This window comes from Lentzea sp. NPDC006480 (assembly GCF_040611995.1).
GTDB lineage: Bacteria > Actinomycetota > Actinomycetes > Mycobacteriales > Pseudonocardiaceae > Lentzea.
In genome coordinates, this window is record NZ_JBEXPJ010000051.1 from 1 (window position 1) to 18,085 (window position 18,085).

At 67.5% G+C, this 18,085-nt stretch carries 18 protein-coding genes; 5 read left to right on the forward strand and 13 right to left on the reverse strand.

The window, feature by feature from the left end; translation table 11 throughout:
* Positions 1–67: 67 nt before the first annotated feature.
* A complete protein-coding gene (gene nagA, locus ABZX92_RS21260; RefSeq protein WP_355561886.1) occupies positions 68–1,270 on the reverse strand; it encodes an N-acetylglucosamine-6-phosphate deacetylase in 1,203 nt (400 codons plus the stop codon).
* Positions 1,271–1,470: 200 nt separating this feature from the next.
* On the opposite strand from nagA, the gene ABZX92_RS21265 reads away from it, so the two are divergent.
* Positions 1,471–2,145, forward strand: coding sequence for a FadR/GntR family transcriptional regulator (locus ABZX92_RS21265; RefSeq protein WP_045311469.1), 675 nt, complete (start codon positions 1,471–1,473; stop codon positions 2,143–2,145).
* Here ABZX92_RS21265 and ABZX92_RS21270 read toward each other — a convergent pair.
* The 3 genes from ABZX92_RS21270 to ABZX92_RS21280 are packed head-to-tail and all read right to left on the reverse strand — an operon-like array spanning position 2,131 to position 4,055.
* A complete protein-coding gene (locus ABZX92_RS21270; protein WP_355561889.1) occupies positions 2,131–2,346 on the reverse strand; it encodes a DUF397 domain-containing protein in 216 nt (71 codons plus the stop codon). The two genes, ABZX92_RS21265 and ABZX92_RS21270, sit on opposite strands and share 15 nt — an antisense overlap.
* Positions 2,316–3,128 carry a helix-turn-helix transcriptional regulator gene (locus ABZX92_RS21275; protein WP_355561892.1) on the reverse strand — a complete coding sequence of 271 codons (813 nt, stop codon included), beginning with the start codon at positions 3,126–3,128 and terminating at the stop codon, positions 2,316–2,318. Before ABZX92_RS21275 ends, ABZX92_RS21270 begins: the two co-directional genes overlap by 31 nt.
* 48 nt (positions 3,129–3,176) lie before the next feature.
* The gene (locus ABZX92_RS21280; RefSeq protein WP_355561895.1) at positions 3,177–4,055 is read right to left on the reverse strand and encodes a LysR family transcriptional regulator; all 879 of its coding nucleotides are present in this window, start codon (positions 4,053–4,055) and stop codon (positions 3,177–3,179) included.
* A gap of 71 nt (positions 4,056–4,126) precedes the next feature.
* Here ABZX92_RS21280 and dapA point away from each other — a divergent pair, with 71 nt between their 5' ends.
* Entirely contained in the window at positions 4,127–4,981 is an 855-nt protein-coding gene (gene dapA, locus ABZX92_RS21285; protein WP_355561897.1) for a 4-hydroxy-tetrahydrodipicolinate synthase, read from the forward strand.
* Here the strand turns inward: dapA and ABZX92_RS21290 are convergent.
* From ABZX92_RS21290 to ABZX92_RS21330, 9 genes are read right to left on the reverse strand one after another with little or no spacing between them, the layout of a single operon-like run.
* Positions 4,978–5,808 (reverse strand): amidohydrolase family protein, encoded by an 831-nt coding sequence (locus ABZX92_RS21290; RefSeq protein WP_355561900.1) that lies wholly within the window; start codon positions 5,806–5,808, stop codon positions 4,978–4,980. The two genes, dapA and ABZX92_RS21290, sit on opposite strands and share 4 nt — an antisense overlap.
* Complete coding sequence (locus ABZX92_RS21295; RefSeq protein ID WP_355561903.1) at positions 5,805–6,761, reverse strand: aldo/keto reductase; 957 nt, start codon at positions 6,759–6,761, stop codon at positions 5,805–5,807. Before ABZX92_RS21295 ends, ABZX92_RS21290 begins: the two co-directional genes overlap by 4 nt.
* Entirely contained in the window at positions 6,758–7,069 is a 312-nt protein-coding gene (locus ABZX92_RS21300) for an L-rhamnose mutarotase (protein WP_355561905.1), read from the reverse strand. Before ABZX92_RS21300 ends, ABZX92_RS21295 begins: the two co-directional genes overlap by 4 nt.
* Before the next feature lie 3 nt (positions 7,070–7,072).
* Positions 7,073–8,089, reverse strand: coding sequence for an ABC transporter permease (locus ABZX92_RS21305; protein ID WP_355561908.1), 1,017 nt, complete (start codon positions 8,087–8,089; stop codon positions 7,073–7,075).
* Positions 8,086–9,561 (reverse strand): sugar ABC transporter ATP-binding protein, encoded by a 1,476-nt coding sequence (locus ABZX92_RS21310; RefSeq protein ID WP_355561910.1) that lies wholly within the window; start codon positions 9,559–9,561, stop codon positions 8,086–8,088. The genes ABZX92_RS21305 and ABZX92_RS21310 overlap by 4 nt, the downstream gene beginning before the upstream one ends.
* Positions 9,561–10,595, reverse strand: a complete 1,035-nt coding sequence (locus tag ABZX92_RS21315) for a sugar ABC transporter substrate-binding protein (protein ID WP_355561913.1) — start codon at positions 10,593–10,595, stop codon at positions 9,561–9,563. Before ABZX92_RS21315 ends, ABZX92_RS21310 begins: the two co-directional genes overlap by 1 nt.
* A 15-nt stretch (positions 10,596–10,610) precedes the next feature.
* Positions 10,611–11,363, reverse strand: a complete 753-nt coding sequence (locus tag ABZX92_RS21320; RefSeq protein WP_355561916.1) for an SDR family oxidoreductase — start codon at positions 11,361–11,363, stop codon at positions 10,611–10,613.
* Positions 11,356–12,666 (reverse strand): enolase C-terminal domain-like protein, encoded by a 1,311-nt coding sequence (locus tag ABZX92_RS21325; protein ID WP_355561919.1) that lies wholly within the window; start codon positions 12,664–12,666, stop codon positions 11,356–11,358. The genes ABZX92_RS21320 and ABZX92_RS21325 overlap by 8 nt, the downstream gene beginning before the upstream one ends.
* 3 nt (positions 12,667–12,669) lie before the next feature.
* Positions 12,670–13,524, reverse strand: coding sequence for a fumarylacetoacetate hydrolase family protein (locus ABZX92_RS21330; RefSeq protein WP_355561922.1), 855 nt, complete (start codon positions 13,522–13,524; stop codon positions 12,670–12,672).
* A 113-nt stretch (positions 13,525–13,637) separates the two neighbouring features.
* Between ABZX92_RS21330 and ABZX92_RS21335 the strand changes: the two genes are divergently transcribed.
* From ABZX92_RS21335 to ABZX92_RS21345, 3 genes are read left to right on the forward strand one after another with little or no spacing between them, the layout of a single operon-like run.
* Complete coding sequence (locus tag ABZX92_RS21335; RefSeq protein WP_355561925.1) at positions 13,638–16,454, forward strand: S8 family serine peptidase; 2,817 nt, start codon at positions 13,638–13,640, stop codon at positions 16,452–16,454.
* 52 nt (positions 16,455–16,506) lie between these two features.
* Positions 16,507–17,424, forward strand: coding sequence for a BadF/BadG/BcrA/BcrD ATPase family protein (locus ABZX92_RS21340; protein WP_355561927.1), 918 nt, complete (start codon positions 16,507–16,509; stop codon positions 17,422–17,424).
* A 32-nt stretch (positions 17,425–17,456) separates the two neighbouring features.
* A complete protein-coding gene (locus tag ABZX92_RS21345; RefSeq protein ID WP_355561930.1) occupies positions 17,457–18,011 on the forward strand; it encodes a DUF3558 domain-containing protein in 555 nt (184 codons plus the stop codon).
* Positions 18,012–18,085: the final 74 nt, after the last annotated feature.

The window sequence follows — 18,085 nt, forward strand, 5'->3', positions numbered from 1 at the left end:
TGGCGCAGTTCCGCGAGCGCGTGGAGCAGTTCGAGGCGCAGGCCGCGAAGGCTCGTGCCGCGGGCGACTAGCGCCGCACCGAGCAGGCCGAGCCTGCCGCGACCCGTGGTGCGGGCGCCTCGGCGTCGAAGACGACCTGGCCGTCTACCCAGACCTTCTTGGGGCGGAGGTTGTCGTCCCACCACACGAGGTCAGCCACGGCGCCAGGAGCCAGGCGGCCCAGCCCGGACTCGCCGATGACCTCGGCCGGCACGATCGTGGCCGATGCCAGCGCGTCCGCCATCGGCACGCCGACGGAGACGATGTTGCGGACCGCGCGGTCGAGGGTGAGCGCCGAACCGGCGATCGTGCCCTCCGGTGACCGCGGCACGCCGTCCTCGGTGAGCAGGACGTCGGCCCCACCCAGGTGGTACCGGCCAGGAGGCATCCCGGCCGCCGCGACGGCATCGGTCACCAGCGCCACTCGTTCACCGGCCGCGTTGAACACCAACCGGCACACGTCAGGCCCGACGTGTGCGAGGTCCGCGATCAGGCCGAGCGTGAAGCGTTCGTCGACGAGGGCCACACCTGGCACGCCTGGTTCGCGGTGTCCCAACGGCCGCTGGGCGTTGAACAGGTGCGTGACCATCCGCGCCCCGGCGTCAGCCGCCGCACGGGTCTGCTCACCAGTGGCATCCGAGTGCCCGACAGCAACCAGCACCCCGGCCTCGACCAGCCGCCGCACGGCCTCAAGACCGCCGGGCTGCTCAGGCGCCAAAGTCACCATCCGGAGCGCACGCCGGAGCGTCTCGTCCTCCAGCAGCGCCGAGATCTGGTCCGGCCCGGGCTCGACCATGAACGACGGATCGTGCACGCCGGCCCGCTTGGGCGACAGGAACGGCCCTTCGAGGTGCACGCCGAGCGGCCTGGCCCCGACCCCGTCCGGCAACGCGGCCGAAGCGGCGAGCACGGCCCGTGCCTGCCTCAGGACCACGTCCACCGGCGCGGTGATCAGTGTGGGCAGAAACCGGGTCACACCGGTGGACGGCAAGGCTTCCGCCACGAACCGCATGCTGTCGGCATCCACCTCGGCGAAGTCGACGCCGACGGCGCCGTTCACCTGGACGTCGACGAGCCCCGGTGTGAGCAGTCCGTCGGAGAGGACCTCCGCGCCGGGCGGTGCTTCACCGGTGGTCACCTCGACGATGCGGCCATCTCTGATCCGCACCGAGGCAGGACCGACGATCGTGCGACCGAGCAAAGCGCGCGGTGCTGCGACAACGGCGTCCAAGATCCCTCCTAGAATGGTCCAGACCATTATGGCGACAACAGGGGTTCCCGTCACGTATCGTTAAGAGATAACCATCTCACATACCAATCGGTGAATCACGGCCATTCGAACCGGGATAGCCGGACGATGCACGGCAGATGACCATCCGTGGCGCATACTGGTCCTCAGACATCCGAGGTCTACAACGAGTTGAGGGTGCCGTGGCAGTCACTGACGATGCGATCCTGCGCGTCAAGGAGATGATCGTTTCGGGCGAACTGAAGCCCGGCGACCGCCTCCCGCGTGAGGCTGACCTGGCCGAACGCCTAGGACTCTCGCGCAACTCCCTGCGCGAGGCCGTGAAGGCACTGTCACTCGTTCGTGTACTTGATGTCCGCCAGGGCGACGGCACCTACGTCTCGTCCCTGCGCGCCGACGACCTCCTCGGCGCCCTCTCCTTCGTCCTGGATCTGCACCGGGGCGAAGATTCGGTCCTCGAAGTCCTCCAGGTCCGCCGCATCCTCGAACCCGCAGCCGCCGCCATGGCTGCCCAAAGGGTGGACCAGGAGGAGATCGCGCGGCTCCGGGCGTTGTGCGACGCCGCCGAGTCCGCCAAGTCGGTGGAGGAACTGGTCGAGCACGACCTCGACTTCCACCGGGCCATCGCCCAGTGCTCGGGCAACGCCTACCTGGCCCAGCTGCTCGACACGCTGGCCGGGCCGACCGTCCGCGTCCGCATCTGGCGCGGCATCACGCAGTCGAACGCCGTGGACCGCACGGTCGCCGAACACCGTGCCATCGTGGACGCGTTGGCCGCGCACCAGCCGGAGCTCGCCCGCAGCTGGTCCACGGTGCACGTGGCCGGCGTCGAGCAGTGGCTTTCAGACCTGGCCTAGGTCTCCGCGCTTAACGGCACCCAGAAAGCTCTTCCAACCGGGCACGGCGACGATCGAAGCCTTGTTCTTCGAGTCACGAACGAGCGCTGTGGAGCTGGTCAGCGCAACCTCAACGCAGTTGCTTTCTTCGCCGTTGTTGCTACGACTGCTCTTGCGCCACACAGCGGTCCCTACCTCTCGGTAGCCAACCTCTCGATCCACGCGGCGGACTGATCGGGGGTCAACGCCAGCTTCGAGAGGTGCTTGAAATCGAGGCTAGCAGCCTGCACGAGAGCCGGATCATCACTCTGGAACGACCCTCGGCTGTACTCGACGTACAGGACCTGCGGGTCGCCGGGGTATGGAAAGTCGAGCACGGTGAACCCACCGTTGTGCCCGTCATGCAGGCCGGCGGAATCGAGAAGCACCTGGATCGTGACGTTGTTCAGCTCGGCTAGGCCGTTGAGATGCAACAACTGTCTGCGATCGGCATGGACCATCGTCGCCTCGCCGATGACCACGTGGAGCTGCAGCGGATCATCGCCGTGAAGGCGCCGCTGACGGCGTTCACGAATGGCGATCTGCTGTTCGATCCACTTCTTCGAACGTGGCGTCCGTGAACCGCTGAACAGGGCGCGCATGTACGACCTGGTCTGCAGCAGACCAGGGATGTAGCAGGGCTCCACCATTCTGATCTTGATCGCATCGTGCTCAAGGCTGAGGTAGCCCCGCCCCTCCTCTCTGAACTGGTGCCACCAGGCCTTCTCAACCGCGAGATTCCACATCTCGATGTACGGGGCGACGTCGTCCGCGATCACACCGTAGAAGTCGAGCATCGTCTCGAACGCGCTGTAGTCCGGGACCTGTCCGTTCTCGATGCGGCTGACCTTGGCGATGTTGTAGTGCAGCCGGTCGGCGATGTCCTTCTGGCTCAAGCCAGCCCTCTCCCGCAGCTCCTGGAGCACTCTGCCAAGGCGCCGCTGCCGGAACGTGGGTTCGGACACGAATGAGACGTTATCGGCGTGATCTGGAATCTGAGATTCTCACTGCGCCTAGACCTGGCGAAGCTGCTCCAAGACCACCCGAACGGCTGGCTGTCCATCGGCCCGATTCCGCACAACCGCTGACACAGTCCGAAAAACCTGCTGCTTCAACGGCCTCAACGCCACCCCAGGCCGCCGCGCAACCGATGGAACCAACGCAACCCCTAGCCCGGCCTCCACTAGGCCGCACATAACCCCAAAATCATCGCAATAGGCCTGTGCGCGCGGCACGAACCCAGCAGCACCACACGCCCGTTGCGTCAGCTCGTGACAAGAAGCATCCGTACGAGGCATGATCCACGGCCGGTCAGCCAACAGCGCCAAGTCCACGGAATCCTGCTGCACCAACGGATCCGACAAAGGCAGCGCCACGTTCACCGGTTCCACGAACAGCTCGAACGACTCGCAGGACTCGGGCAACGAGCGCGGCATGATGTTGTACGAGTGGATGACCGCGATGTCGATGTCCCCGCGCCGCAACGCAGGCAGTGACGCCTCGGGCTCCATCTCGTGCACGAAAAGCTCCACATCGGACCCGTGCGCCGACCGCAGCACCTGGATCACGCGCGGCAGCAATGCGGCGACGGACACGAACGCGCCGATGCGCACCAGGCCCGACACGGAAGTCCGCAGCGAGGCCAGGTCGGCCTCCGCGGCGGCGAGCTGGTCCAGAACCAGCTGCGTGTGCGCGGCCAGCACGTGCCCGGCGCGGGTCAGGGACAGCCGACGCCCGTCCTTCTCGACCAGGGCGACCCCGGCCTCGCGCTCCAGGGCAGCCAGCTGCTGGGAGACCGCGGGAGAGGTCACGTGCAGCGCCTCGGCGGCGGCCGTGACCGTGCCGTGGACCGAGAGAGCGTGCAGCAACCGCAAGCGGCGAACGTCCAACACAAAGCTCAGCTTAACGTTCCGAGCAGAACTTCTAACTGGAACTTTCCATAAACCCGAGCCACGCTTGAGTCATGTTCGGACGAGTGCTGGTAGCGATGGTCACCCCGTTCACCCCCGACGGTGACCTGGACCTCAAGGGTGCGCAGGAGCTGGCGCAGCACCTGGTCGACAAGCAGAGCGTGGACGGGCTGGTCGTCAACGGCACGACCGGCGAGGCGCCGACCACGACCGACGCCGAGAAGGCGCAGGTCATCAAGGCCGTGAAGGAAGCGGTCGGCGACACCCACGTCCTCGCGGGAGTCGGCACCAACTCCACCCGCCACACCATCGAGCTCGCGAAGCAGGCCGAGGAGAACGGCGCGGACGGGCTGCTCGTCGTCACGCCGTACTACAGCAAGCCCACGCAGGAAGGCGTCGAGAATCACTTCAGGCAGGTGGCGAACGCGTCCGGTCTGCCCGCGCTGCTCTACGACATCCCTGGCCGCACCGGCACGGCGATCGAGACCGAGACGCTGCTGAGGCTCTCGGAGCACCCGCGGATCGTCGGCGTGAAGGACTGCAAGGTCGACCTGCTGGCGACGGCGAAGGTCATCGCCGAGACCGGGCTCGACTTCTACTCCGGCAACGACGAGCTGATCCTGCCGCTGTACTCGATCGGCGGCGTCGGCACGGTCAGCACCGTCGGCCACGTCGTCGGCAACGAGATCAAGGCGATGCTCGACGCCTACGACGAGGGCGACAACAAGGAAGCCCTGCGCCGCCACCAGGCGCTGTTGCCGGTGATCACCGCGATCATGACCCGCGAGCCCGGCGCCGTGGCGGTCAAGGCCGCGCTCAACCTGCTCGGCCTCCCCGCCGGCCCGGTCCGCGAACCGCTCGCCGGGGCCACGCCGAAGCTGATCAGCGAGCTGAAGGCGCTGTTCTAGAGCGAGTACACCTGGCGAGCAGTCCCGCTGAAGATCGCGGCCTGCTCGTCGGGTGACAGCTCCGACACCAACTCCTGAGCTGCCCCGAGCCATTCGCCGTAAGAAGCCGCCAGCAGGCACACCGGCCAGTCAGAGCCGAACATCAGGCGGTCCGGCCCGAACGCGTCGAGCACGACTTCGAAGTACGGCCGTAGAGCGGCCACGTCCCAGGACTTCCAGTCAGCCTCGGTGACGAGCCCGGACAGCTTGCACGTCACGTTCTCGTGCGCCGCCAACGAGCGAATCAGCTCGGCCCACTCGCCGGGATCAGACCCGATCGCCGGCTTCGAGCAGTGATCCACCACAAAAGAAACCTGAGGCAGCGCCGCCACGGTCTTGCGCGCGGCAGGCAGCTGGTGCGGCAACGTCAGCAGCTCGTACACCAGCCCAGCAGCGCCGACGGCCGCGAGCCCGTTCCAGACGTCCTTGCGGCACAACCACTCCGGGTCCGGCTCACCCTGCACCTGGTGCCGAATCCCGCGCAGCCACGAGCCGTTCGGATCATCCGTCAACGAAGCCAGCGCGTCACCCACGGCGGGAGACGTCAGATCTGTCCAGCCCACCACCGCGCCGACGACGTCCGAAGATGCCGCCACCGCGAGAAACTCCGGCGTCTCCTCCGGCACGCACACCGTCTGCACCAGGACGGAAGCGGAAACCTCAGGCGCCGCCTCGATGAAGTCCGGCTCCAGGAACGACCGGCGGATCACGCCCATCGGCGGATCGGTGATCCAGTCCTGGTCGCGAACCGACAGGTCCCACAGGTGGTGGTGAGCGTCGATGATCACGGCGTCGGAACCTCCGCACCCAGCAGGCCCGTCGACTTCAGCTCGGCCCACAGGTCCTCGGGGATCGAAGCCGCGAAGTAAGCAGCGTTGGCGTTCATCTGCTCAGCCGTCCGAGAGCCGATCACCACCGACACCACGGCGGGGTGGCCCATGGCGAACTGGATCGCCACCTCCGGCAACGTCACCCCGTGCCGCTCGCACACAGCCGCGATGGCACGAGCCCGCTGCACCAGCTCAAGAGGCGCGTCGTCGTAGTTGTACTTGGCGTCGGCAGCCACCACGGGCTTCGACAGCAGCCCGGAGTTGAACACCCCGCAGGCCACCACCGAAACACCGCGCTCAACACACGCGGGTAGGAACGAAGCCAGCGAAGGCTGCTCCAGCAAGGTGTACCGCCCGGCCAGCATCACCACGTCGATGTCGGTCTCGCGGACGAACCGCTCCGGCATCTCCCACTGGTTCATGCCGACGCCGATCGCACCGACAACGCCCTGCGACCGCAGCTCCTCCAGTGCGGGATAGGCCTCGCCAAAGGCCACGTCCCAGTACTCATCGGGATCGTGGATGTAGACGATCTCCACCCGATCCGTGCCGAGACGCTCCAAAGAGGACTCGATGGATCGCCGAACACCGTCCGCCGAGTAATCCCGCACCCGCCGGAAATGCCGAGGAACCGCGAAGCCCTCGTCGTCCAGGCCCTCACCGTCGAACGGCTCCAGCAACCGGCCGACCTTCGTGGAGATCACGTACTCGTCGCGTGGACGGCCTGCCAGAGCGACGCCCAACCGCCGCTCCGACAGGCCGAGTCCGTAGTGCGGCGCGGTGTCGAAGTACCGGACCCCGGTCTGCCACGCCGCCTCGACCGCCCCGAAAGCCTCCTCGTCGGAGATCTCCCGGTACAGGTTGCCGATCGGCGCGGCTCCGAAGCCCAGACGAGAAACAGCGACCTTCACGGCAGCTCCCACACGAGTCGCACATCGGGTTCGACGCCGGAGTAGTCGTCCTCGACCTCCAGCAGTTCTGCCATCTGAGCCTGCCACGGAATGTTCGCCGGGTGCTCAGCCAAATGCGCACGCATCGCCTTGTAGTCGTCCACCTCGACGAGGTGGAACAGCTCGCGGCCGGACCGCCAGATCCGCCACGAGTGCACCCCGGCCTCGCGCAACGCGCCGTCCAGTTCCGCAGGAATGGTGGCGTGAACGCGGTCGTAGTCAGCCTCTCGACCAGCCCTAAGACGCGTGTGCAGCGCAACGGTCTCCAAGACTCACTCCTGCTTCTGACCGGTCGCGAACCGGGTCACGATCAGGGCGAGGATGATCACCGCACCGTACGAGGCCTTGATGTAGAAGCCGGAAACACCCTGCAGGCGCAGGATCTGCTCCACGAGCCCGAGCATCAGCACACCGGACAGAGCACCGAACAGCGTGCCCTTGCCGCCCTGCAACGAGATTCCGCCGATCACCGCGGCCGCGAAGACCTGGAAGATCATGCCCTCGCCCTGCGTCGCGGCGACGGAACCCAGCCGCCCGGTCATCAGGATGCCCGCGACCACGGCCAGCACCGAGCCGATGATCAGCACGGTCCACACCACGCGGTCCACCCGGATACCGGCGGCACGCGCGGCCTCGGAGTTTCCGCCGATCGCGTACAACGAACGACCGGCGCGCAGGTACTTCAGCACGAAGATGCCCACCGCGTAACAAAGAACGCAGATCCACACCGCCGCGGGCAGCCCGAGCCAGGTCGTGGAGCCCAGGTACAGGAACGACTCCGGCACGTCGATCAGCGACTTGCCCTCGGTGATCGCGAGCTGCAGGCCGCGCAGCATCGTCAGCATGCCCAGGGTCACCATGAACCCGGACAGCCCGACCTTCAGGATCAGGAACCCGTTCAGCCCACCGATCAGAACACCGATCAGCAGGCACAACGGCAGCGCCATCCACGCGGACAGGCCGACGTCGAGCCCGCCGGAAGCCGCGGGGATGATCAACGCGACCGCCAGCGCAGGCGCGAGACCGACCGTCGACTCCAGCGACAGGTCCATCTTGCCGACGATCAGGATCATCGCCTGGCCCAGCACCAGCAACGACAGCTCGCTCTGCTGCGTGAGCACCGCGATCAGGTTGCCGGGCGTCAGGAAGATCGGCGACAGCACAGCCCCGATGATCAACAAAATGATGATCACCGGGACCAGCGCGAGGTCCTGGTACCGCGCGAACTGGAACTTCTGCTTCCCAGGCGGTGTGGGAGCCGAGACCGGCGGAGTCATGGCCTTCGTCATTCCGAGCTCATTCCTTCAATAGCCGCGATGAGTTCCTGGTCGCGCCAGCCACGAGAGAACTCGCGCACGACGGAACCGTGGAACATCACCAGAACACGGTCGCAGACCCGCAGGTCGTCCAGCTCATCGGACACGACGATCGCCGCCTTGCCCCGGCGCGCCTGCGCGTCGACCACCCCGAGCAGCGACTCCTTGGACTTCACGTCCACGCCCGCGGTCGGGTTGATCAGCACCAGCACGGAGGGGTCGCCGGCGAGTGCCCGCGCCATCACGACCTTCTGCTGGTTGCCGCCGGAGAGGTCGGACACGGGCTGGTCCGGCCCGGAGGCCTTCACGTCGTACGAAGCAATTGCAGTCGACCCGGCGGATCGCTGCGCCGACGGCCACACGAACGCGTGCGCGGTGCTCATCGTCGCGTTCTCCGCGATCGACAGGTCCAGCACGAGCCCCTGGTGGTGACGATCCCGTGGCACACAGCCGATTCCGGCCTTCAAAGCCGCCGGGACGTCACCGCCGCGCACCGCCGAGCCGTTCACCGAGATCGTGCCGACGGACGGCTTGCGCAGCCCGTAGATGGTCTCGGCGAACTCGTGCTTGCCCGACGACGCACTGCCCGCGAGCCCGATGACCTCGCCACGCGTCGCCGCCAGCGAGATGTCCGAGAAGTGGTCCCCGCTGAGCGTGGACACCTTCAGCACCTCGTCGGTGGACGACGGCCGGTCGTCGCCGCTGGGCACGTTCAGCCCACCGGCCTCACCGGTCATCGCCTCGATCAGGTCCGGCTTGGACATCTCGGCGACCGGCGCGGTGACGATGTGCCGCGCGTCGCGGTAGACCGTCACCGTCTGGCAGACCTCGTAGACCTCCTGCAGGTGGTGGGAGATGAAGAGGAACGTCACTCCCTTGTCCTGCAACGACCTCATCCGGTCGAACAGCCGCTCGATCGCCGGGCCGTCGAGCTGCGCGGTCGGTTCGTCGAGGATCACGAACCGCGAGCCGATCGACAACGCCCGTGCGATCTCGACGAGCTGCCGCTGTTCGACCGTCAGTGCGGACACCAGCTCGTCCGGATGCACCGCGACGTCGTAGGTCTCCAGCAGAGCCGAAGCTTCAGCGCGCAGCTTCTTCCAGCTGATCAGGCCGCCGCCGAGGTCCTGCCGGTTGATGAACAGGTTCTCGGCGACGGAGAGCTCCGGCACGACGGTCGACTTCTGGTACACGCAGGCGACGTGACGCCGCCACGCCGCGCGGTCGGCGACGGGCGGCGCGGGCTCGCCGAAGAAGCTGACCTCGCCCGCGTCCGGCACCTGCATGCCGGTCAGCACCGAGACCAACGTCGACTTGCCCGCGCCGTTGCGACCGACGAGCGCGTGCGACTCACCGGCCCGGATCTCGATGCCCACGTCGTCCAACGCGAGCGTCCGCCCGAACCTCTTCGTCACGCCACGCGCGACAGCGGCATAGTCACTCATCAGATCTGGTTACCCCAGAACGCCTTGTCGTCCACGTTCTCCTTGGTGATCAGCGGAGCCGGGAGCTGGTCCTCCAGGCGGCCACCGCCGACGTCGACGATCGTGGAGTCGTGGTCAGTCTTTCCGGGCTGGAACGTCTTGCCCTCGACCGCGGCCTTCGCGTAGAAGAGCGCCCACTGCGCGTAGAGGTCGGCCGGCTGCGAGACGGTCGCGTCGATCTCACCGTCGCGGATCGCCTTCAGCTCCGACGGGATGCCGTCGTTGGAGACGATGAAGATGTGCTTCGGGTCGCTCGGCGGGACCAGCAGGTTCTTCTGCTTCAACAGCTGCAGCGTCGGCGCGAGGAACACGCCGCCGGCCTGCATGTAGATGCCGTTGATGTCCGGGTGCTGGTTGAGCCTGGTCTGCAGGGCCGCCGATGCCTTCGGGCCCTCCCAGTCGGTCGGCTCCTCGAACACCGTGATGCCGGGGTAGTCCTTCTTCATGCAGGCGGCGAACGCCTCGGAGCGGTCGCGGCCGTTGACCGACGACAGCGCGCCCTGGAACTCGATGACCTTGCCCTTGCCGGCGAGCTTGTCGCCCAGGAACTTGCAGGCCTTCTCGCCGTACGCCTTGTTGTCCGCACGCACGACCATGTAGGTCTTGCCCTTGTCCGGACGGGTGTCGACCGTGACGACCGGGATCTTCGCCTTGTCCAAGCGGTCCAAAGTGGACGCGATCGCGCCGGTGTCCTGCGGCGCCATGATGATCGCCTTGGCGCCCTGCGACTGCAGCGACTGGGCGTTCGCGACCAGCGTCTCCACCTTGTTCTGCGAGTTGGTGGGGTTCAGCAGGTTGACGCCGAGATCCTTGGCCTTGTCCGGGAAGTACTTGATGTAGGAGTTCCAGAAGTCGGAGTCGGCTCGCGGGTGGTCGGCGCCGATCGGGCCGACACCACTGCTCCCGGTCCCGGTGGACCCGCCACCACAGGCGGACAGTGTGAGTGCACCGGCGAGCGCGAGGCACACCGCGGCGGTGAGGTTGCGACGCTTCATCGTGTCATTTGCCTTTCATGACTGCTTGGGACGCAAGCGCAAGCCATACATGCCACCGTCGACAGCGAGGATGGTGCCTGCGGTGGAACCGGAAAGCGGGCTCGCCAGGTAGGCGATCGCACCCGCGACCTCATCGGCGGAGACCAGACGCCCGTGCGGCTGGCGTGCCTCCAGCGCGGCCCGTTCGGCTGCCGGGTCAGGTGCCGAGTCGAGCAGACGGCCCACCCACGGGGTGTCCGCCGTGCCGGGAGCGACCGCGTTGACGCGAATGCCTTCGCGCACGTGGTCGGCGGCCATCGCGAGCGTCAGCGAGTACACCGCGCCCTTGCTGGCCGAGTAGAGAGCACGCTGCGGGAGCCCGGCCCACGCAGCGATGGAGCAGGTGTTGACGATCGCCGCGGACGGCGAGTTCCTGAGGTGCGGCAACGCGGCCCGCGACACGCGCACCATGCCGAGCACGTTGACGTTGAGCACTTTGAGCCACTCGTCGTCGTCGTTCGCCGCGACATCGCCCTGCGAGCCGATGCCCGCGTTGTTCACCACGACGTCGAGCCGTCCGAACCGCTGCACGACCTCGTCGATCGCGGCCTTGGCGCTCTCGTCGTCCGACACGTCCGCGCGGATCCCGACGAGCGGGTCCTTCACGTCCGGGTTGAGGTCCAGCGCCACGACCGTGGCACCGCGCGAGGCCAGCAGGTTCGCCGTGGCCAGGCCGATTCCGGACGCACCGCCGGTGACGACGGCGACAAGTCCTTCGAAGTCAGTCATTCTCGCCCTCCAGTGCCGTCCACACGGGACCCTCCGGGTACACGTAGTCGGACAGCGTCTCTTCCTTGAGCTGAGCGGAGAATCCCGGCTCGGCAGGTGCCAGGTAACGGCCGTTCTCGACCACGGCCGGGTCCAGGAAGTGCTCGTGCAGGTGGTCGACCCACTCGATCACGCGCTCGCCGACCTCGCCGGACACCGCGACGTAGTCGAAGAACGACAGGTGCCTGACCAGCTCGCACAGCCCGACACCGCCGGCGTGCGGGCACACCGGCACCTCGAACTTCTTGGCCAGCAACAGGATCGCGATGTTCTCGTTCACGCCCGCCACCCGGCAGGCGTCGAGCTGCAGCACGTCGAGCGCGCCTGCCTGCAGCATCTGCTTGAACACCACGCGGTTCTGCACGTGCTCGCCGGTCGCGACCCTGATCGGGGCCAGCGCGTCGGCGATCGCGCGGTGCGCCAGCACGTCGTCCGGCGACGTGGGCTCCTCGATCCAGTACGGGTTGTACGGCGCCAGCTCGCGCATCCAGCGGATCGCCGTGTCGACGTCCCAGCGCTGGTTCGCGTCGACCGCCACGCGGATGTCCTCGCCGACGACCTCGCGGGCGAGCTTCATCCTGCGGACGTCGTCGTCGAGGCTGCCGCCGACCTTGAGCTTGATCATGTCGAAGCCGTCGGCGAGGGCCTGTCGTGCCAGTCCGGCGAGCTTCTCGTCGGAGTAACCGAGCCAGCCAGGTGACGTCGTGTAGGCCGGATATCCCTCGCGGGCAATGGTTTCGACGCGTTCGGCCTTGCCGTGCTCGATCTTGCGCAGGATCTGCAACGCGTCGTCGGGCGTCAATGCATCTGAGAGGTAGCGGAAGTCGACGAGGCTGACGATCTCCTCGGGCGTCATCTGGGCGAGGAACCGCCAGACAGGTAACCCGGCGCGGCGGGCGGCGAGGTCCCACGCGGCGTTGACGACCGCGCCGATCGCCATGTGCGCGACGCCCTTCTCGGGCCCGAGCCAGCGGATCTGCGAGTCGCCGATGAGCTCGAAGTACAGCTCTGCCAGGCCCTTCGCGTTCTCCGGCACGTCCTTGCCGACGACGTGCGGGGCCAGCGCCTTGATCGCGGCCGCCTGCACGTCGTTGCCGCGGCCGATGGTGAACGCGAGCCCGTGGCCCTCAGGCCCGTCGTCGGTGCGCAGGACGACGTAGGCGGCCGAGTAGTCCGGGTCCGGGTTCATCGCGTCGGAGCCGTCGAGCTCGCGCGAGGTCGGGAACCGGATGTCCAGCACGTCCAGTGCGGTGATCTTCGGCATGGGTCACGCCTGCCCGAGGGTCTGACGTTGCTTGCCGAGGCCCTCGATCTCCAGCTCGACGACGTCGCCGGCGCGCAGGTACGGCTTGGGCTCGGCCTGGCCGAGCGCCACTCCAGCGGGTGTACCTGTGTTGATGACGTCACCCGGACGAAGGACGAGGAACTGGCTGAGGTAGCGCACGATCTCCGCGACCGGGAAGATCATGTTCTTGGTGGACGAGTTCTGCTTGATCTCGCCGTTCACCCAGAGCCGCATCTCCAGGCTCTGCGGATCGGCGATCTCGTCGGCGGGCACGAGGAAGGGGCCGAGAGGGTTGAACGTCTCGCAGTTCTTACCCTTGTCCCACGTCCCGCCGCGCTCGATCTGGAACTCCCGCTCGGAGACGTCGTGCGAGAGCACGTACGCGCCGACGCACGCCAGAGCGTCCTCTTCGGACTCGAGGTAGCGAGCCGTGCGCCCGATGACGACGCCGAGCTCGACCTCCCAGTCGGTCTTCACGGACCGGCGCGGGACGAGCACCTCGTCGTACGGGCCCACCACGGTGTCGGGCGTCTTCAGGAACATCACCGGCTCACCGGGGATGTCCGCGCCGGTCTCCTCCGCGTGGTCGCGGTAGTTGAGGCCGATGCAGATGACCTTGCCGGGGCGTGCGAGCGGTGGTCCGACCCGCAGTCCTTCGTCGTTGAGCGCTTCGAGCTCGCCGGCTTCGAGCGCCGCGCGCACGCGGTTGACGCCGTCGTTCGCGAGGAACGCGCCGTCGATGTCCGGAGTGATCGGTAGGAGGTCGTATGTCGTCCCGTCGTCGGTCCTCACTGCGGGACGTTCGTCACCGACCGGCCCCAGGCGCAAAAACTGCACGGCCGTTCCTCCTCTGGTCACACCGCACGAAATACATCGGATGTATAGCCCCGCGAGGGCACGTTCGTCTAGGTCCCGACGTGAAGTCGTCCGATGACTAGGAGGCTTTGATCATGAAGATGGTGGCCGCATCACTCCTGGTGGGCGCACTGCTCACGCCATCCGGCCCAGTCGAGCGCGTAACCGTTTTCGTGGAGCTGACCTCGACGGCTGCGGTGGACACGGCGAGCGTTACACAGGCGCGTTCAGCCCAGGAGCGCACTTCCGTCACGGCTGCTCGGGTCGTTTCCCGGTCTGGTGGCCGGGAAGTTGCCCGAACGTCCAACGCGGTGCCCGGCGTCGTGCTGTCGACGGAAAAGTCCCGCCTGTCTGCTTTGTCGCGCATGCCCGAGGTTCGCGCGGTCCACCGCATGGAGCCGAAGAAGCTCACCAACGCGCACGCCGTCCGTCTCACCCGGACCTCCGATGCCTGGAAGTCGTTCGGACGTTTCGGGGACGGTGTGCGGATCGGCGTGATCGACACCGGGATCGACTACCACCACGCGGACTTCGGCGGCGGGTCGTACCCGACCGCGAAGGTCGTCGGGGGCCACGACTTCGCGGGTGACGCCTACACCGGGAAGCCCGGGTCGTTGCCGGAGCCGGACGACGACCCGATGGACTGCGAGGGGCACGGCACGCACGTGGCCGGGACCGCGGCCGGGTTCGGGGTGAACGCGGACGGCTCGACCTTCCGCGGGTCGTACTCGTCGGTGGACCTGGACTCGCTGAAGATCGGGCCTGGTACCGCGCCCAACGCGTTGCTGTACGCGTTGAAGGTGTTCGGGTGCGAGGGCGGGACGAACCTCACCGCGAAGGCGCTGGACTGGGCGCTCGACCCCAACGGTGACGGGGACTTCTCCGACCGGCTCGACGTGGTGAATCTTTCGTTGGGCAGCGACTTCGGCGCTTCGGACGATCCCGATGCCCTGTTCGTGCGCAAGCTGACGCAGAACGGCGTCGTTGTCGTTGCCGCTGCTGGGAATGGCGGCGACTTCTACGACGTGGCCGGATCGCCGGGCAACGCTCCCGAAGCGATCTCGGTGGCGAACATCCGCGACGCGTTCTCGATGCTGGACGGGCTGGAGGTCGACGGCAAGCAGTGGCCTGGGCAGTACAGCATCAACTTCAAGGGCTCCATGGATCTCACTCGTCCCGTGGTGCGGTTGTCGTCCGATGTGGACGGTTGCAAGCCGATCTCCGAGGACCTGCACGGGAAGATCGTCTGGTTGGAGTGGGACGACAACGACGCCACGCGCGCCTGCGGTTCCGGGGCTCGGACCGACAACGCGTGGAAGGCCGGGGCGGACGGGGTGCTGCTGCCGACCTCGTTGCCGGTGTTCGCGGCCGGGATCGCCGGTAATGCGCACATTCCGGCGTTCCAGCTGACGGCGGCGGCTTCTCGGGCTCTGCGCCCGGCATTGGAAGCGAAGACGCTTTCGGTGCACCTGACCTCTGCCTTGAAGCTCGCGGTGCCGTCGTTGGAACCGGCGATCGCGGACACGATGACTCCTTCTTCTTCTCGGTCCCGATCGTCGATCTCGGTGGCCGCGCCCGGTGACACGATCTTCTCGGCCGCCGCTGGGACGGCTTCCGACGGTGCCTCGCTGGGTGGAACGTCGATGGCGTCGCCGCACGTCGCCGGGATCGCGGCGTTGCTGCGCCAGGCTCATCCGCAGTGGACGGTCGCGGAGATCAAGGCCGCGCTGATGAACACCGCTGACGGCGTCATCCACTCCGATGCCGGTGTCCGCGAGGCGCCGATGCGGGTCGGCGCCGGTCGGGTGGACGGGCTGGCGGCGCTGTCCGCGGACGTGCTGGCTGTCGGTGACGCGTCGTTCGGCACGGTCGAGGTCGGTGGGCCGTTGCTGAGCAATCGAACGATCCGGTTGCTCAACAAGGGAACGACTTCGGTCCGCCTGCACGCCCAGTACGAGCCGATCACGTCGGTGCCAGGGGTGTCTTTCCAGGTCACCACGCCTTACGTGGTGCTGCCGCCGGGCGGTTCGGCGTCGGTGGGCCTCCAGCTGCGGATCCCGAACCCGGCGGCGTTGCGGAAGACCCCGGACCCCACGGTGAAGCTGGACGAGGGGCGGCAGTTCCTGGCGGAGGCGTCGGGCCTGGTGATGTTCACGGGTGACCGCTCGCTGCGGGTGCCGGTCTACGCGGCGCCGAAGCCGGTGTCGCGGTTGACCGTGGTGTCCGGCCGGATCGTGGGTCAGGGCCTTGACCAGCCGGACTACCAGGCGCGCATGACCGTGCTGCAGCTCGGCGCCCGCTCCGACCGCCTGCCCGCGTGCGGCCCGGACGTGCAGGACAACTGCGCCGTCAACCGCACGGCTCGCGGCGGCGACCTCCGTTACGTCGGCGCGACGGCGACCCCGGATCTGCTGGCGTTCGGCGTCGCGACCTGGGACACCTGGACCAACCTCGGCAGCAACACCAAGCCGCAGGTGAAGTTCTCGGTGGGTGGCAAGGACTTCGTCACCACCGCCGTGAAGCCGACGAACGACAAGGACGACGTGACCGCCGACATCTGGCTGGCCCGCACCGTCGTGGCCGGCACGAAGGAGGTCGTCGACGAGCAGCCGCTGAACGGCCTGGACGGCTCGTTCGACTCGAACGTGTTCGACAGCGACGTCGTGGTGCTGCCGGTCTCGCGTTCGGTGCTTCCTGCCGGACCGGTGACCTACACCGTGGGCGTCGACGGCCGCTACACCGCGCCGGCCGACTCCGACGAACTGATCGACGTTGCTCCGTCTGCCGTGTTCTCGTACGAGGTGACCGTTCCGTCACTGTCCACTGTGGTACATCCGGGTGATCGAGTTCCTGCTGGATCGTTGGTGTTGTTCCACCACAACGCAAGCGGTAACCGGGCGCTGGTCCGGTAGCCACCCGGTTGGGCGTGCCCGAGGTGAGCGACTCTCGGCATACTCGGTCGTTATGGATCTGGTGGTGGGACTCGACGCGGGCGGCACGTCGACCAGGGCGCTGGTGCTCGATCTCGACGGCGCCCGCCTGGGCCAGGGTGTCGCGGGCGGCGCCAACCCGAACTCGCACCCGCCCTCGGTGGCCGCCGCGCACATCGGCGAGGCCCTGACGGAAGCGCTGGACGGCCTCGACACCAGCAAGGTCCGTTCCGGCGTCCTCGGCATGGCGGGCGCCTCGAAGATGGCCGACCCCGCGGTCTTCGAGCTCTTCCAGCAGGCGTGGGAGAACGCGGGCCTGCACTGCCCGATGCGCGTGATCACCGACTGCGAGGCCGCCTTCGCCACCGGCACCTCCTCCCCCGACGGCACAGTTCTCGTGGCAGGCACCGGTTCCATCGCCGGGCGCATCGCGGACCACCGCATGATCGGCCAGGCGGGCGGCTACGGCTGGCTGATCGGCGACGACGGCTCGGCGTTCTGGCTGGGCCGCGAAGCCGTGCGCGCCACGTTGCGCCTGCTCGACCTCGGCGCGCCCCTCGAAGGCCTGGCCACCGCGGTCCTGACCGCAGCCGGCGCCCGCAACCGCGGCCAGCTGATCAACGCCGTCAACGCCCGCCCGCCCATCGCCCTGGCGCAGTTCGCCCCGCTGGTCAGCTCGGCCTACCACCACGGCGACCCGGAGGCCCTGGCGATCGTGGGTTCCGCGGCCCGGTTGCTGGCCGACACCGCCTCCGCGGTCCGCAAGCCCTCCGACACCTCACCGATCGTGCTCGTCGGCTCGCTGATCAAGACCCCGGTCGGCATCCACCTGAAGCAGGAACTGCTCACCCGCTGCAACGCCCAAGTGATCATGGCAACCGAGGGCGCGGCGGGCGCGGCCTGGCTCGCGGCCGTCGACGTGCTCGGACCTGGCGCTCCCCGCCCGGCGTAGTTCACGGATTCCGCCGCACAAGATCACTCAGTGTGAGATGTTGCCTCGGTGATCTTGATTTCCGCCGCGCGAGTCCTGCTGGTTTCCGCAACCTTGGCGACACTCGTCTCGGGTGCGCGACCGAGGTTCCCGGCCGTGCGAAGCCCTTGCCGAACCTCGACCTCACCGCGTTCATGGACACGCCGTGCGCCGTGCTCACACCAGCCCAGCTGACCCGGCTCGGCGACTTCGAGCCGCCAGTGCCGGAGCAGACGGATCGCGGGTCACGTTGTTCGTTCAACCAGAAGAACGTCGTCATGCCCGGTTACAGCGTTGGGCTGAACACGAAGGGAATTTCCTTCGAGGCCAGCAAGGACAACATGAAGACCACCAAGGTGTTCCGCGAGACCGATGTCGCCGGATATCCCGCGTTCGGCTACGACGCACTCGGCGGCACGGGCGTCTGCAGCACGGTCGTCCGAGCGTCGGCCAAGGCCACGGTGATCGTGACCGTGGTGGGCGACACCACGGTGTCGCCTGAGCTCAAGGACTGCTTCAGCGTGACCGAAATGGTGGCAATGGTCGTGGTGACGAATTTGAAGAGCTAGCGCTGTTCGCCACCTGGCCCGTTTCGCCAGCGCGCCTTCGTCGCTCTCGGTAGCGTCCCCCTCACGTATGTGCA

Bases quoted from the DNA above. Each gene is read 5' to 3' on its own strand.
- dapA (WP_355561897.1), top strand. From the start codon at position 4,127: ATGTTCGGACGAGTGCTGGTAGCGATGGTCACCCCGTTCACCCCCGAC.
- ABZX92_RS21305 (WP_355561908.1), bottom strand. From the start codon at position 8,089: ATGACGAAGGCCATGACTCCGCCGGTCTCGGCTCCCACACCGCCTGGG.
- ABZX92_RS21310 (WP_355561910.1), bottom strand. From the start codon at position 9,561: ATGAGTGACTATGCCGCTGTCGCGCGTGGCGTGACGAAGAGGTTCGGG.
- ABZX92_RS21315 (WP_355561913.1), bottom strand. From the start codon at position 10,595: ATGAAGCGTCGCAACCTCACCGCCGCGGTGTGCCTCGCGCTCGCCGGT.
- ABZX92_RS21320 (WP_355561916.1), bottom strand. From the start codon at position 11,363: ATGACTGACTTCGAAGGACTTGTCGCCGTCGTCACCGGCGGTGCGTCC.
- ABZX92_RS21325 (WP_355561919.1), bottom strand. From the start codon at position 12,666: ATGCCGAAGATCACCGCACTGGACGTGCTGGACATCCGGTTCCCGACC.
- ABZX92_RS21335 (WP_355561925.1), top strand. From the start codon at position 13,638: ATGAAGATGGTGGCCGCATCACTCCTGGTGGGCGCACTGCTCACGCCA.
- ABZX92_RS21340 (WP_355561927.1), top strand. From the start codon at position 16,507: ATGGATCTGGTGGTGGGACTCGACGCGGGCGGCACGTCGACCAGGGCG.